This window comes from Bradyrhizobium sp. 44 (assembly GCF_023073095.1).
Taxonomy (GTDB): domain Bacteria; phylum Pseudomonadota; class Alphaproteobacteria; order Rhizobiales; family Xanthobacteraceae; genus Bradyrhizobium.
The window spans coordinates 682,785-697,710 of sequence record NZ_JADPIY010000016.1; the positions used below are offsets into that span (position 1 = coordinate 682,785).

Sequence of the window (14,926 nt, forward strand, 5' to 3'; positions counted from 1 at the left end):
CGAAGGAGAGGTCGCTCGTGGGCGATCTCTCCTGTTCACTGTCTGGTGCGCGACGACTGCTTCCAGAGACATGCCGCGGGTGTTTTGCCCGTTTCGGAGCATGCGTAACCCATTGATTCGCCAGCGGTCGGCTACTGTGCATGGGGTTGTTTTTCATGTTTTTGTCGAGTTGGCGCGGCAAGTCGGGGTTCGCAGCACACCGGTCAAGGCCGGCTGCGCGCTGCTGACAGCATGTTGGCAGCAGGGTCCGGCTACGACCATCTCCTGACAAAACGGAGAGCGGGTCATGCCGATCGAGGCAAGTTGTCATTGCGGTGAGACGGTGTTCGAGGTGACGGAGGCGCCCTCGAGCGTGACCCGCTGCACCTGCTCGCTCTGCGCCAAGCGCGGCGCGTTGTGGGCCTATTACACGCCGGCGCAGTTTCGGCTGCTGTCGCCCTCGGAGAACGTCGCGACCTATCTCTGGGGCAGCCGCACGGTCAAACACCATTTCTGCGCAAGCTGCGGCTGCGGTACCTATTCGGAGTCGCCCGACTGGTCGACCGGCAAGCCCGATTTCGACAATCCCAAGGTCGGCGTCAACGCGCGCCTGTTTGACGAGTTCGATCTCGAGGCCGTGCCGGTGACCATGATCGACGGCAAGAATCTGTGGTGAGCATGCGCTCTCACGCATGTCTGCTGCTCGTCCGTGCTCTTGAGACACTCTTGAAAAGCTGATCTGTTTCCGCCCGACAGAAAAGGGGAGGAAGCCAATGATGCGTCTTTTCGCGCGAGTGATGCTCGCGATGTGTCTGGCCGTTGTAGCCGGCTTCAATGCGCAGGCGCAGACCAAGCCCAAGGTCACGACATCAGGACCGGATTTCCCCAAGGCCGCGCTGTTCGTCGGCAACAGCTTCTTCTACTACAACAACGGCATGCCCGGGCATCTCTCCTTCATGGAGCGGGCTGCGTATCCCGAAAACAAGGCGGCCTATCGCAACACCATGGCAACGATCGGCGGCTCCGGCCTCGATTGGCACGATATGGACAATCTGCTGCGGCCGGGCGGCCTTGGCGCCTATTCGTTCGACGAGCAGAACAACGTCGTCTTCAACAAGCCGGGCAGGCAGTACGACGCCGTCGTGATGATGGATTGCAGCCAGTGCCCGATCCATCCGCAATTGAAGGACGCGTTCGCGACCTTCGCGAAGAAGGACAGCGAGATCGTCCGCGCCCACGGCATGCGGCCGGTCCTGTTCATGTCCTGGGCCTACGCCGACAAGCCTGAGATGACGGAAGCGTTGGCCGAGGCCTACACGATCGCAGGCAACGCCAATGATGCGCTGGTGATCCCCGCAGGTCTCGCCTTCGCGCGCGTGCGCAAGCTGCAGCCCGAGCTCAATCTGTATGCGCCGGACAAGCGGCACCCGAGCCCCGCAGGCACGTATCTGGCGACCTGCGTGACGTTCGCCGCGCTGACGGGCCGCTCGCCGGTCGGCAATTCCTACACGATGGGACTGGACGCACCGACGGTGGAGCTGCTGCAAAAAGCAGCGTGGGATACGGTGCAGGAATATTACGGGCGCTGACCTAGCGCAGCACGACCCAGGCCGGTGCGTGATCGCTCGCGCCTTCCTCGCCGCGAACCTTCTTGTCCACGCCGGCTTTTGCCAGGCGTGAGGCGAGGGCAGGGCTGAGCAGGAGATGGTCGAGCCGCAGGCCCGCATCGCGCGGCCAGCGGTTTCGCTTGTAATCCCAGAAGGTGTAGATGCGCTTTTCTGGGTGCAGTTCGCGGATCGCGTCACACCAGCCTTGCGCCACCAGCGACGCAAAAGCCGCACGGCTCTTCGGCTGGATCAAGGCATCCTTGTCCCACGAGCGCGTCGGATAGATGTCGATCTCATCAGGCGCAACGTTGTAGTCGCCGGCGAGCACCACGGGCAGATCCTGCTTGATCAACGTTCTGGCATGGCGCTTGAGCCGCGCGAACCAGTCGAGCTTGTAGTCGAATTTCGGTCCCGGCTGCGGATTGCCGTTCGGCAGGTAGATGCTGGTGACGATGACACCGCGTACCGCGGCCTCGATGTAGCGGGCTTCGTGATCGGCAGGCTTTCCCGGCAAGCGATCGCGGGTGAGAACGGGCTCGGCATTGCGGGCCAGGATGGCGACGCCGTTCCAGGTCTTCTGTCCACACCACACTGCGCCGTAACCGGCCTTTTCGAGCGCGGCCGCCGGAAATTCGCCATCACTTGCCTTCAACTCCTGAAGTGCGACGACGTCGGGCTTCGCCGTTCGCATCCATGCCAACAGATTGGGCAGGCGGCGATTGATGTTGTTGATGTTGAACGTCGCGATCTTCATGTAGAGCTACCGGCTCCTGCCTTCCGTTACCGGAGAAACAATGTCCAAGTTGAGCTTTGCCGTTATCGCCGTCGCCGTTGCGTTCTCCGGGGGCGTCTCGGCACAATCATCCGATCCGCGCGGCGCGTGCAAGGCGGACTATGACAAATTCTGCGCCGGCATTGCGCCGGGCGGCGGCATCGTCGCCTGCCTCAACGCCAAGCGCGACAAGCTCACCGCAACCTGCAAGACGGCGCTGGACAGCAGGAAAAAGAAGTAAGCGGCGTGCTGCTCAGCCCGGCAGCGGCGGTGGGCTAGCGGGCGGCTCGACCGGCGGCGGAGCGGGCGTCTGCTGCTCGACCGCCTGTGCGGGCGCCGGCTTGGCCAGCGGCTCCACCACGTTCCCGCCCTTGTAGATGCGGGCGTAGCGGCGGCCGAGGCTGGTCAGCACCTCGTAGCCGATCGTTCCGAAATGATGCGCGAGCTCGTCGACGGTAATGCCTTCGCCGAGCAGCGTCACCATGTGGCCCCGCCGCGCCGCGTTCGGCGGCAGATCGGTGATGTCGATCGCGATGAGGTCCATCGAGACGCGGCCGGCGACCGGACAGCGCTTGCCGGCGACGATGACCTCGGCGCCGCGGGTGCCGTCGTTGGAGCTTGCGGCGCGGAAATAGCCGTCGGCATAGCCGACCGCGATGATCGCGAGTTTCGTCGGCCGCCGTGCGGTCCAGGTGCCGCCATAGCCGACGCTCTCGCCGCGCTCGATATTGCGGATCTGCACGATGCGGGCCTTGAGATCGACCACCGGCTGCATCGGATTGTCGGCCTCCGGCGTCGGGTTGACGCCGTAGAGCGCGGCGCCCGGCCGCACCATGTCGAACTGGAAGGGCGCGCCGAGGAAGACGCCGGACGAATTGGCGAGCGCCGCCGGCACGCCGGAGAATTCGCTGGCGATGCCGCGGAAGGCCGCGAGTTGCTTGGCGTTCACCGGGCTGTTGAGCTGCTCGGCCGAAACCAGATGGCTCATCACCAGCGTGATGCCGTGATCGCCGGCGTTGATGCGGGGGATGATGGCCTGTGCTTCCGCAAGCGTCAGGCCGAGCCGATTCATGCCGGTGTCGATGTGGATGGCGGCGCCACCGGTCCAGCCGGTGCGGCGGCAGAACACGTCCCATTCGGCGAGCTCGTTGAGATCGCCGATCACGGGGCGGCAGTTGATCTGGGCGTAGTGCTCGCCGGTGTTCTGGAAATAGCCGCCGAGCACGTAGATCGCAGGCTCCGGCACCGCCGCGCGCACCTTGCGCGCTTCCTCGATGGTAGCGACGAAGAAGGTCTTGCAGCCGGCCTTGTTCAGGGCACGCGCGACCTGCTCGGCGCCGCAGCCATAGGCGTCCGCCTTGATCACCGCCGAGCATTCGGCAGGCACCGCCGTCTTCTCGAGCTTGCGCCAATTGGCGATGATGGCGTCGAGATCGACGGTGAGCACGCCACCGAAGGTCGCGAGCGCGGCAGCCTGATTGGCCTCCGCGGAGAGAAGGCCGGATTGCGGGATCATTTTCGGGTCGGACGCCATTGTCATGGCGCCGTTTTACGCAAGAGGCCGGTCAGGTTCAACCCAGGGAACTCAGTAGTCGTTGCCGCTGCGGTCCGGCACCTGGCTGTCCGGCGCAAGGTCGCCGAACCGTGTGATCGATGCTTCGAAGGCCACATCGACGGTGCCGGTCGGGCCGTGGCGCTGCTTGCCGATGATGACTTCGGCCTTGCCATGCGCAAGATCCATGTCGAGGCGCCATTTTTCGTGCTCGGGTGTGCCCGGGCGCGGCTCCTTGTTTCCGAGGTAATATTCCTCGCGGTAGACGAACAGCACGACATCGGCATCCTGCTCGATCGAGCCCGATTCGCGCAAATCCGAGAGCTGCGGCCGCTTGTCGTCACGCGACTCGACCTGGCGCGAGAGCTGCGAGAGCGCAATCACGGGCACGCTGAGTTCCTTGGCGAGCGCTTTCAGGCTAGTCGTGATCTCGGTGATTTCCTGCACGCGGTTTTCGCTGCGCTTGCCCGAACCCGACAAGAGCTGGATGTAGTCGATGACGATGAGGTCGAGGCCCTTCTGCCGCTTCAGCCGGCGGGCGCGCGCCATCAGCTGCGCAATGGAGAGACCGCCGGTCTCGTCGACATAGAAGGGCAACGACTGCAGCTCGATCGAGACCTCGCGGATCTTCTCGAAATCGGCCTCCGAGATGCCGCCGCGGCGGATCGAGGAGGAGGGGATGCCGGTGCGCTCGGCCACGATACGCGTGGCGAGCTGGTCGGCCGACATTTCGCAGGAGAAGAAGCCGATGACGCCGCCATGGGCGGCCTTCATGGTGCCGTCGGCCTGGAGTTCTGGAACGTAGGCGCGGGCGACGTTGTAGGCGATGTTGGTTGCAAGCGAGGTCTTGCCCATGCCGGGACGGCCGGCGACGATGATGAGGTCGGAGTGCTGCAACCCGCCCATCTTGGTGTCGAGGTCGCGCAGGCCGGTCGAGATGCCCGACAGCTTTCCGTCGCGCTGGAACGCTTTCGCGGCCAGATCGACCGCAAGCGTCAGCGCCTGCGAGAATTTCTGGAAGCCGCCGTCGTAGCGGCCGGATTCGGCGAGTTCGTAGAGACGGCGCTCGGCGTCCTCGATCTGCGCCCGCGGCGCGAAGTCGACCGGGGCGTCATAGGCGACATTGACCATGTCCTCGCCGATGCCGATCAGGTCGCGTCGCAATGCCAGATCGTAGATGGTGCGCCCATAATCCTGCGCATTGATGATCGTGGTCGCTTCGGCGGCGAGGCGCGCGAGATATTGCCCGATGGTCATGCCGCCGATGTCGGTGTCGGCGGGCAGGAAGGTCTTGAGCGTGACGGGCGTCGCGATCTTGCCCATCCGGATCAGGCTTGAGGCGGTCTCGAAGATGGTCTGGTGCAGCGGCTCGAAGTAATGCTTCGGCTCCAGGAAGTCGGAGACGCGGTAAAACGCGTCGTTGTTGACCAGGATCGCGCCCAGCAGGCTCTGTTCCGCCTCGATATTATGCGGCGCGCTACGATAAGCGGGAGTTCCGGCTTCGGGCGCGAGTTTGAGAACGTTCGAATCAGTCAGGGCCATGGTCGAGCGATAGCAATTTTCTGGGGCGGATGCGGGGCCGGGATAAAGCGCCGCCTCAGACCAAAGCGGAAGCAAAAGCTCGCTGCTATCAACCGATCATTAAAATGGTGGATGATTGGCCGCCGCAGCCCGCGCCGCGCTTGACGGATTTTCCTGGAACCATGCCGGGACCTGAAAGCCGCCGCTACCGCGCCACGGAAAACGCTCGTTGAAGTGAACCTAATGGGTTGGCGGGCAGACGTATCGAGACGCGCGCGAAATGACGCACGCTGGGCGCTTTCGGCTCGGTTCAGACCAGCAGGAGGTAAACCAGTGCAACCAGAGCCGCCCCGACGCCGGTAGCGATCAGGGCGTAATCGGTGCGGAGGTCGTCCTGCACGTCGAATGAGGTTTGGGTCTCTTTGCTCATGGCGACGGTCTAAGCCAGGGCCGACGAGACTTATGTGAAGCAGATCACATCTCCCCGGATTCTTTCGGGGGTACAGCCGGAACAGGCAAGCGGGCGGGGGGTTGTCTCCCGGTCTGCCACCAGGGAACGAGGCAAGCGATGCGGCCAGAACGGCAGCCCCGGAATTGGCGAAGCGAAGCAGGCAGCCGACTTTGGCTGTCGGGGCTGATCGCGGCCATGGAGCATGCTGAGCGGCCTGAAGTGCGTCGGGAACCGGTCGCCCCCGAAATCCTGAAGGCACTGCGGATGCAATTGGCCTTAACGGCCTCTTTCCGGTCTGCTCCGATTTCGACCCTGCGCCATTAGGACTTATTCACCAGCCAGCTTCAGCCTCGGCTTGGCGCCGGCCTCGACGGCCCGCAGCCGGGCTTCTTCACGCGCGATGTAGTTGCGCGTCATCGGCACGACGCCCTGACGCCGGGTGAGTTGAATCTGGAAGTTCATCATATCCTGCTTGCGGAACGTCATCTCGCTGGCTGCCAGGTAAAATTCCCACATCAGCGCGAAGCGCTCGTCATACAGCTGCACGGCTTCTTCACGCCGCGCCATGAAGCGCTCGCGCCATGCCTTCAGCGTTTCGGCGTAATGCAGGCGCAGTATCTCGATGTCGCAGATCAGCAGGCCGGCCCGCTCGATCGCCGGCAGCACCTCCGAGAGAGCAGGGATGTAGCCGCCGGGAAATATGTATTTGGCGATCCACGGATTGGTGGAGTCCGGGCCCTGCGAACGGCCGATCGAGTGCAGCAACATGACGCCGTCCTTGTCCAGCAGCTCGGCGCAGCGCCTGAAGTAGGCGTCGTAGAAGCGCGCGCCGACATGCTCCAACATGCCGACTGAGACGATGCGGTCGAACGGGCCGGCGATGTCGCGATAGTCCTGAAGCAGGAATTTGGCGGATCTGGTCAGGCCCTTTTCGGCTGCGCGCGCATTGGCGATCTGCAACTGCTCCGTCGATAACGTGACGCCAGTGACGTCAGCACCTGCGATCTCGGCGAGATAGAGCCCAAGTCCGCCCCAGCCCGAGCCGATGTCGAGGACGCGCTGGCCGCCCTTGACGAGCAGCTTTGCGGCGACGTGCCGTTTCTTGGCGAGCTGCGCATCGTCGAGCGTGCTCTCCGGCGTCTCGAAATAGGCGCAGCTGTATTGCTTGTCGGCGTCGAGAAAGAGCGAATAGAGCCTTGCATCGAGATCGTAATGGTGTGCGACGTTGCTGCGGGAGCGCGGGCGCGGATTGAACTGCTTCAGGTGCCGCACCAGATAGCGCAGGTGCCACCAGGGTTTTGCCCAGTGCGGCAATAGGTCGGGTTGATCGAGCAGGATCGCGAGGGCATCAGCTATGGTGCCGTGCTCGACGACGAACTCGCCGTCCATGTAGGCCTCGCCAAGCCCGAGCTCGGGATTGACGAGGATCCTTCGCTCTGCGTCCGCGGTGACGAAGCGGACTGCGACCGGTTCGCCCGAGCCGTCGCCGACGGTGAACTTCGAGCCCTTCGCCGTGGTCACCGTCATCGACCCGCGGCGGATGAATTGACACAGAAATTGGCGCAACAATCGATCCATCGGTACCCATCCTCTCGAGCGGACCCGAAGAGATGCGACTACCCGGCCTTTCACACCCTACGCCCGGGCATCTCGGCGGTTCCTATGCGTTTGCATCTAGATCTAGGGAGGTGTCCCGGGCCCGCTATTGCGCTGTGCTCAAAGCGGATATTCCCAAACCGCTTAATCACATCCTTGCGCGCGGAGGCTGCTTCCATTCGCGGCTCAATCGGATAAAAGGTGACCCGCCGCGGCGCCGCCTGCCGGCTGCACCTCTCGGAATTCAATGGAGATGATGGGAATGTCGAGCCGAGCGCTCAGCCTCGCGACGATCTTGCTTCTGATCGGCTTCGGCGCGACCGATACCGTTCTCGCGCAGGCGACGAACCTCGAGGCCGGCAAGGCCCCATCCCAGCTTTTCGCGCAGACATGCAATGCATGTCACAAGAGCCCGCGCGGCCTGTTGAAAACGGTGGCGCCGGGCTCGCTGCCGGGCTTCCTGCGCCAGCATTACACGACCAGCTCCGACATGGCCGGCGTGCTCGCCTCCTACCTCGTCTCCAACGGAGCCACCGACACCCGCTACCAGGCCAAGGACGGCAAGGATAAGAAGGACGGCGCCAAGGACAAGGACAAGGAAGCCAATACCAATCCCGCGCAGTCCCCCGAACGTCAGGGCCGCCGGCAACGTTCCCAGGAGTCCGCCAAGCCGGAAGGCGAGGGTGCCGCTCCCGCGGTCGAGGGCGCGCGTCAGAAACGCGCCGCGCGGCCGGCCGAAGAAGGAACGAAGGAAGGCGCGAAGCCCGAGGACCAGGCTGCCCCCGAAGGGCGCAAGGCCAAGCGTCTCGGCAAGCGTGGCAAGCCGGGAAGTGATGAGGCACCGAAGGTCGATGCCGCGGCGCCCACGGCAGACGACAAGAAGAGCGAGCCGAAGGTCGAATCCAAGCCCGAGACAAAGCCCGAGACTGCGAAGGGGGATTCCGGCGAGGCTAAATCCGAAGGCGGTAAATCTGAAGGCAGCAAGCCGTCCGAGAAGCCCGCCGAGGCCAAGCCGGAAAGTGCCAAGGTTGAGCCGCGCGGCAGCGAGGCTCCGGCGTTGCGGCCCGATCCGGTGCCCCAGGTGACGCCGGCGGCACCGTCCGCCGCGAAGCCCGCCGAGCCAGCTGCGCCCAAGGCGGCGGAAGACGCCGCCCCCAAGCCCGCCGCGAGGGCCGAACCGCCAGCGAAGTCGCAGGAGCCCGCGTCGCCCGCAACCGCTGCGGCCCCACCGCCGCCAGCCGAATCCTCCGGTCCGCCGACGCCGCCGATTTCGCGATAAACGACCATATATTTCGACGACGAAGGCCGCGCGCTCGCGCGGCCTTCGTCGTCTTGACCGCAACACGATCGATCGCAGCCGCGATCTCGCGCGGCCAGCCGGCGTTGACGGCCGAATACAAGCTCAATCTGTTGTCGCCCACGGCTGGCAAGAAGCTGATCTGCCGGGCGAGGGTGATCAAGCCGGGGCGTCAGGTCTCCGTGGTCGCAGCCGACGCTTTCTGCGTCACCGACGGCATCGAGAAGCAACCGGCAACCGCGCTCGCGTCGATCGCGATGCTGAGCGAGGACGTTGGCGCCAAAACGAAAAGCCCGGCCGCCTGAGGCGACCGGGCTTCGAAAGCCTTGCGCGAATGCGAGGCTTACTTCTCGGTCTCTTCCGCAGCCGGCGCCGGCTCGGCGTCGTCCTGCTGGGCTTCCGGGTCGAAGAACTCGCCGGCAGCTGCGATCGCTTCGGCCGCAGCATCCCGGTCTTCGTTCCGGCTCGAGATGTCCTCGCCGCGGTTGATGCGCTCGGCCTCGTCCTGGCTGCGCGCCACGGTGACACTGATCTCGATCTCGACCTCGGGGTGGATGGCGACCGTGATGGTGTGCTTGCCGATGGTCTTGATCGGCGCGTCGAGCTGAACCTGCGGGCGGGACAGTGAAACACCGTCGGCTTCGAACGCCACGACGATGTCGCGCACGTTGACCGAGCCGAACAGCTGGCCGGCTTCCGAAGCCTGACGGATCACGATGATGTTCTTGCCCTGGATCTTCTCGGCGATCTTGGACGCCTCGCCCTTGGACTCAAGGTTGCGAGCCTCGAGCTCGGCCTTCATGCCGTCGTACTTGGCACGGTTGTCGGCGGTGGCGCGCAGCGCCTTGCCGCGCTTGAGCAGGAAATTGCGGGCATAGCCGTCGCGAACCTTCACGACTTCGCCCATGTGACCGAGCTTGTTGACGCGTTCCAGCAAAATGACTTCCATATTCGTTCTCCTTTGATGTGTTGAGTGAGTTGGAATTTCGAACTTGAACTTTCGGATTTGAACTCAAGAGGTCGGCAGCGGCGGTGGTTGGCGCGTACGAAGGAAGCGTTCGCGGAGGCCGAACACGGCATCCGCGAGGCCGAGGATCACCATCGCCATGACGGGCCATCCGAACACGACCACGACGGCGTAGGTAGAGCCGAGCCAGAAGGTGCGGCTCTTCAGCGCCAGGGTCAGCGTGTGCAGCACGGCAAAGCCGGTCAGCGCATATCCCATCATCAGCGCCGCCGCCGCGATCTGCGCCACGATCGCAAGCAGTCCGCCGGTGAAGCAGAAGGCGAGCGCGATGCAGAGCGCGACGAGCGTCATCGGCGGCAGCTCCGCCGTCATCAGGTCCGGCCAGGGGCGTCGCAGCCGGCCCGACGTCGCCGTCACCTTGGTGCTGAGCCAGAGGTTGAGGGTCAGCGTCATCATCGCGACGATGGTGGCGGCGGCCGGCACGATCCGCACCAGTGCGTCGACGAATTGGTCGGTCTCGCCGGAGGTCTGCGGGTCGGCGGCGCGGAGGAGGCGCATCAGGCCACGGCGCAGCGTGCCGGTGATGGTCTCGGCGTCGGTACCGAGCGTGAGCAGGGCGGCGAGCGTGGTCAGTGTGGCGAAGCCCGCGATCCACAGCAGGATGCGGCCGACCGGATACCACTCGAGCACTGGCTCAGTGGGCGGCTCGGCGGCGGGCTTCGGCGCGGCGGGTCCGACCTGCCGGCTGAGCAGGACGAGATGGCCGAGCCACCAGGCCGGCAATGCGACGGTGACGGCGAAGGCAATGCAGTAGGGCAGGCCGAACAGCGCGCCGAGGCCAACCGCGGCGGCGATGCCGCCGAGGCTCGCGCAAAGCGGTCCCCAGCCGATCGAAGCGACCATCAGCGGCAGCGGTGCGAGATAGAACAGGACGAGCGAGATCAGCGCGCCCGAAGCGATCGAGGCGAACATCAGGGCCGACGCAGCGCCGGCGATCAGGGCTATCAGTCCAAAGGCCATCATCAGCTGTCCCGCTCCCTTCGAGCGGTTAGAGGCATCTCGCCCCAACCATCGGCGACCGGACGACCCGGAAGCCTTATGAGAAACTAGGTAGCTCGGCCGGCGGCGATGTCGCCGCCGGCCGAATTCGTCTTAGCGAATGACGTAGGGCAGCAGGCCCAAGAACCGCGCGCGCTTGATGGCGCGGGCAAGCTCACGCTGCTTCTTCGCGGACACCGCGGTGATGCGGCTCGGCACGATCTTGCCGCGCTCGGAGACGTAACGCATCAGCAGCTTGGAGTCCTTGTAGTCGATCTTCGGAGCATTCGCGCCCGTGAACGGGCAGCTCTTGCGGCGACGGAAAAACGGGCGGCGTGCACCAGCTTCAGCCATTGTTCTTACTCCCCATCCGTCGTGGTGGTGGTGGTCGTGGTGGTTTCAGCGTCTTCGCGCGGACGGCGCGGACCGCGGTCACCGCGGAACCCGCCACCTTCACGATCGCCACCACGGAAACCACCCTCGCGGTCGCCACGGAAGCCACCGCCTTCGCGATCGCCACGGAATCCGCCGCCACGGTCGTCACGCTCGCGGTCACGGTCGGCCTTGCGCATCATCGCGGACGGGCCTTCCTCGAGCTCCTCGACGCGGACGCTGAGATAGCGGATCACGTCTTCGCTGATGCGCTCCTGGCGCTCGATCTCGGCGATCGCCGCGGACGGTGCGTCGATGTTGAGCAGCACGAAATGCGCCTTGCGGTTCTTGTTCATGCGGTAGGTGAGGGAGCGTACGCCCCAATTCTCGGTCTTGGTGACCTTGCCGCCGAGACCTTCGACGATGCCGGTCATTTGCGCAGTCAGCTCTTCGACCTGCTGCGTGCTCGCGTCTTGGCGCGCGAGAAAAACATGCTCATAGAGAGCCATGGAAGTCCTTTCCTCATGTTGGCGCATCGCCCGGCGTCAAGCCCTTAAGAGGCCTTCGGAAAGGACTCTGGGATTAAGCTCAGAAGGCGGAAACACGGGACGACGGGCCGACTGGCCCTGCCACACCAAAATCACGAATGATTTGCTGAGACCGTCCGTTCAGCTCCCGGCCGGGGTCTGCGGATGGACGCGTTATACGGATTTCGGCTGACTTGGCAAGGTTTCTGGCAAGGTTGCAGGCGGCGTTTTGGCGCGGATGGTCCCGATGCGGGCGGCTGGATCCACCGCGGTCCACCATACCGGCTTGATTTATTTGTTTTGTATATCATACAAACAAAGCTGACGGGAGCGAACCCCAATGGCAGAAAAGTCGGCCCAGGAGCCGCTCGAGGCGGCAGGCGATCCCAAACACGCCGCCCGCGCCACGCGGTCGGCCGGCCGCAAAATGCGCTCGCTGCTGCTGGATGCCGCGAGCCCGCTGTTTCGGGAGCGGGGGCTGTCGGGCACGGCGATCACCGACATCGCAGCCGCTGCGAACGCGTTCCCGAGCCAGATCACCTATTACTTCCGCACCAAGGAGGCGCTGTTCGTCGAATGCGCCTGCCGCGAGTTGCTGTACCTGGCGCGAGCGACCGAGCAGGCGGCGCTGAAGGCGCGCACGCCACGGGACTATACCCACGCGCTGGCCGAGACCGTCACGGCGAGCGATTCGGTGACCTTCTTCGCCGAGGCGCTGACGCTGACGCGGCGGCGCCAGGATCTCGCGCCGCTGGTCGAGCGCACCATCGAGCGCCTGCACAGTGAGGGTGCGCGAGCCTATGCGAGCCAGGTCGCGCGGCACGGCTGGCGCTCCCTGCGCGCGCCCGATGAGAGTTCGCGGCGGTTCTGGGCCGTCGCCATCGGCGTCATCCTCGAGGGCTGCGCGATGGGCCGTTCGCCCGAGGCGCTGTGCGCCGAGATGCTGCGCGTGCTGGGTGAACAGGCGAAATTCAATAGTGACACGACGCGCCTGCGCCTTGTCGACGCGCGCGACGCATCGAGCAATTCGAATGAGGAGAGTTAGGCCATGACTGCGCTTCGCATGCGTGCCCGCGATTTCCTGACCGACGACCAACTTGCCGACGTGCGCCAGCGCGTGACCTGGAAAGGCGTCGCGCTGATCGCGCACGCCTGGGCGCTCATCATCGCGGCAATCGCCTTGGTCGCGTGGTGGCCCAATCCGATCACTTATCTCTTCGCCGTCGCCATCATCGGCTCGCGCCAGCTCGGGCTCGCGATCCTCATGCATGACGGCGCGCATGGCTGCCTGTCCGCCGACGAGAAAACCAATCTGACCATGAGCCAGTGGTTCTGCGCCTATCCTCTGTTTGCGGAGACGCGCAGCTATCGGCGCTATCACCTTCAGCATCATGCGCGCACGCAGCAGGAGGACGATCCCGATCTCGTGCTGTCGGCGCCATTTCCGATCACGAAGCTGAGCTATCGCCGCAAGTTCATTCGCGACCTCACAGGGCAGACTGGCTACCAGCAGCGCAAGGCGCAGTTGCTCAATGCGCTGGGGCCGAAGGACTGGCCGTTGCGACAGCGCGCGGCGCATTTTTGGGAGCATCTCGGCCCGCAATGTCTGGTCAATGGCGCGATGTTCGCAGCGCTCACGGCGGCCGGCGTGTGGTGGGCCTATCCGCTGCTATGGCTGGTGCCGCTCCTGACCTGGATGATGGTCATCACCCGTATCCGCAACATCGCCGAGCACGCAGTCGTGCCCGACAGCAGCGATCCCTTGCGCAATACCCGCACCACCTACGCCAATTTCCTCGAGCGCCTGTTCATCGCGCCGTACTACGTGAACTACCACCTCGAACATCATCTCTTGTTCTACGTGCCCTGCTACAATCTGCCCAAGGTGCACCGCCTGCTGAGCCAGAGCCGGCATGCGGGCCGCATGGAGGTGCAGCCGAGTTACGCTGCCGTGCTGCGGCTTGCGACCGCGAAGCCGAACCGCGATGACCGCCCGGGGCAACTGGTCAACAGCGCGCGCCGCGCGCAAGCGGGGTCCGAGGTCGACGCCAACCAGACGGCCGGCGGATTTTAGAGACCCGTCTCATCAGTTGAAGGCTGATCGAAGTTCCTATCTTGGCTTGACATTCCAGCCCCCGACAGTGTCTACGGCCCCCTTTGGAGCATGATCCGGAACCATGGCCTACGGCCGTGCGTAATCGGCTGCCGGTTCTCGCAGAGATCACGCCCGACAAGCAGGGAGCGCCGATGACGGCAGCATTCACATTTCCGGGGCAGGGTTCCCAGGCGGTCGGCATGGGCAAGGCGCTGGCGGATGCCTTTCCGGTGGCGCGCGCCGTGTTCGACGAGGTCGATGCCGCGCTGGGGGAGAAGCTGACGGCGACCATCTGGGATGGTCCGGCCGAAACCCTCCAGCTCACTCAAAACGCCCAGCCGGCCCTGATGGCGGTGTCTGTCGCCACCCTGCGCGTGCTGGAGGCCGAAGCCGGGTTTTCCGTGGAGCGGGATGCGGCCTTCGTCGCCGGCCACTCGCTCGGTGAATATTCGGCGCTGGCCGCGGCCGGCAGCCTGACGATTTCCGACACCGCGCGGCTGCTTCGCATCCGCGGTCTCGCAATGCAAAAAGCCGTGCCGGTCGGCGTCGGTGCGATGGCCGCTCTGCTCGGCCTGGACTACGAGGCAGCCGTGGCGGTGGCGGACGAGGCCGCGCAGGGGCAGGTCTGCCAGGCAGCCAATGACAATGGCGGCGGGCAAGTGGTAGTCTCCGGCGACAAGGCCGCGGTCGATCGCGCCGTCGAGATCGCCAAAACCAAGGGCGCCAGGCGCGCAATGTTGCTGCCGGTGTCCGCACCGTTCCATTGCAAGCTGATGCAGCCGGCCGCCGATGCGATGGCGGAGGCGCTGGCCGGGGTCACGATCAAGGCGCCGGCGGCCCCGCTGGTGTCGAACGTGCTGGCGAGCGCGATCACCGATCCCGACGAGATCCGCCGCCGCCTGGTCGAGCAGGTCACGGGCACCGTGCGCTGGCGCGAGTCGGTGGCCTATATGGCGGGGCAGGGCGTCACCCGTTTCTTCGAGATCGGTGCCGGCAAGGTGCTGACCGGTCTCGTCAAGCGTATTGCGGACGGTGCCGTTGGAGTCGCGGTCGGTGGTCCCAACGACATTGCTGCCGCCAAGGATGCATTGGCCGCTGCGAAGCAGGCCTGAAGCGCGATGATTCGTCGTCGCGATCGAGTTCTTTAGTTGA

General features: G+C 64.8%; 15 protein-coding genes and 1 pseudogene. 8 read left to right on the forward strand and 8 right to left on the reverse strand.

From position 1 onward, the window contains the following. Positions 1–286 precede the first annotated feature (286 nt). On the forward strand, positions 287–655 hold the full coding sequence (locus IVB41_RS19755) for a GFA family protein (protein WP_247434089.1): 369 nt from the start codon (positions 287–289) through the stop codon (positions 653–655). 97 nt (positions 656–752) lie between these two features. Further along, positions 753–1,568 carry a DUF4886 domain-containing protein gene (locus tag IVB41_RS19760; protein ID WP_247360579.1) on the forward strand — a complete coding sequence of 272 codons (816 nt, stop codon included), beginning with the start codon at positions 753–755 and terminating at the stop codon, positions 1,566–1,568. Between the two features lies 1 nt (position 1,569). Here IVB41_RS19760 and IVB41_RS19765 read toward each other — a convergent pair whose 3' ends face one another. Then, positions 1,570–2,340 (reverse strand): exodeoxyribonuclease III, encoded by a 771-nt coding sequence (locus IVB41_RS19765; RefSeq protein WP_247434092.1) that lies wholly within the window; start codon positions 2,338–2,340, stop codon positions 1,570–1,572. Between the two features lie 40 nt (positions 2,341–2,380). Here IVB41_RS19765 and IVB41_RS19770 point away from each other — a divergent pair, with 40 nt between their 5' ends. Then, entirely contained in the window at positions 2,381–2,599 is a 219-nt protein-coding gene (locus IVB41_RS19770) for a cysteine rich repeat-containing protein (RefSeq protein ID WP_247408405.1), read from the forward strand. A 12-nt stretch (positions 2,600–2,611) separates the two neighbouring features. On the opposite strand, the gene alr is transcribed toward IVB41_RS19770, so the two are convergent. The 3 genes from alr to IVB41_RS19785 form a co-directional block, all read right to left on the reverse strand. Then, positions 2,612–3,892, reverse strand: a complete 1,281-nt coding sequence (gene alr / locus IVB41_RS19775; RefSeq protein WP_247434841.1) for an alanine racemase — start codon at positions 3,890–3,892, stop codon at positions 2,612–2,614. Positions 3,893–3,943: 51 nt separating this feature from the next. Next, the gene (locus IVB41_RS19780) at positions 3,944–5,452 is read right to left on the reverse strand and encodes a replicative DNA helicase (protein ID WP_027569657.1); all 1,509 of its coding nucleotides are present in this window, start codon (positions 5,450–5,452) and stop codon (positions 3,944–3,946) included. Between the two features lie 757 nt (positions 5,453–6,209). Beyond that, positions 6,210–7,460: a cyclopropane-fatty-acyl-phospholipid synthase family protein gene (locus IVB41_RS19785; RefSeq protein ID WP_247434095.1), complete on the reverse strand. Its 1,251-nt coding sequence runs from the start codon at positions 7,458–7,460 to the stop codon at positions 6,210–6,212. Positions 7,461–7,740: 280 nt separating this feature from the next. Between IVB41_RS19785 and IVB41_RS19790 the strand changes: the two genes are divergently transcribed. Together IVB41_RS19790 and IVB41_RS19795 are read left to right on the forward strand one after the other, a co-directional pair. After that, positions 7,741–8,757, forward strand: coding sequence for a hypothetical protein (locus IVB41_RS19790; protein ID WP_247434098.1), 1,017 nt, complete (start codon positions 7,741–7,743; stop codon positions 8,755–8,757). Positions 8,758–8,798: 41 nt separating this feature from the next. Next, positions 8,799–9,080 (forward strand): annotated as a pseudogene (locus IVB41_RS19795) (PaaI family thioesterase); the annotation flags it as partial. A gap of 38 nt (positions 9,081–9,118) precedes the next feature. Here IVB41_RS19795 and rplI read toward each other — a convergent pair. The 4 genes from rplI to rpsF form a co-directional block, all read right to left on the reverse strand. Further along, positions 9,119–9,724, reverse strand: coding sequence for a 50S ribosomal protein L9 (gene rplI / locus IVB41_RS19800; RefSeq protein WP_027569660.1), 606 nt, complete (start codon positions 9,722–9,724; stop codon positions 9,119–9,121). A gap of 63 nt (positions 9,725–9,787) precedes the next feature. Then, on the reverse strand, positions 9,788–10,765 hold the full coding sequence (locus IVB41_RS19805; protein WP_247360586.1) for a DUF2232 domain-containing protein: 978 nt from the start codon (positions 10,763–10,765) through the stop codon (positions 9,788–9,790). A 129-nt stretch (positions 10,766–10,894) separates the two neighbouring features. Next, positions 10,895–11,134, reverse strand: coding sequence for a 30S ribosomal protein S18 (rpsR, locus tag IVB41_RS19810; protein ID WP_007592020.1), 240 nt, complete (start codon positions 11,132–11,134; stop codon positions 10,895–10,897). A gap of 5 nt (positions 11,135–11,139) precedes the next feature. Continuing rightward, on the reverse strand, positions 11,140–11,661 hold the full coding sequence (gene rpsF / locus IVB41_RS19815) for a 30S ribosomal protein S6 (protein WP_027569662.1): 522 nt from the start codon (positions 11,659–11,661) through the stop codon (positions 11,140–11,142). 358 nt (positions 11,662–12,019) lie between these two features. Between rpsF and IVB41_RS19820 the strand changes: the two genes are divergently transcribed. The 3 genes from IVB41_RS19820 (at position 12,020) to fabD (ending at position 14,886) form a co-directional block, all read left to right on the forward strand. Continuing rightward, complete coding sequence (locus IVB41_RS19820; RefSeq protein WP_247434101.1) at positions 12,020–12,724, forward strand: TetR/AcrR family transcriptional regulator C-terminal domain-containing protein; 705 nt, start codon at positions 12,020–12,022, stop codon at positions 12,722–12,724. Between the two features lie 3 nt (positions 12,725–12,727). Further along, a complete protein-coding gene (locus IVB41_RS19825) occupies positions 12,728–13,753 on the forward strand; it encodes a fatty acid desaturase family protein (RefSeq protein ID WP_247434104.1) in 1,026 nt (341 codons plus the stop codon). Positions 13,754–13,926: 173 nt separating this feature from the next. After that, positions 13,927–14,886 (forward strand): ACP S-malonyltransferase, encoded by a 960-nt coding sequence (gene fabD / locus IVB41_RS19830; protein ID WP_247286415.1) that lies wholly within the window; start codon positions 13,927–13,929, stop codon positions 14,884–14,886. Positions 14,887–14,926 lie beyond the last annotated feature (40 nt).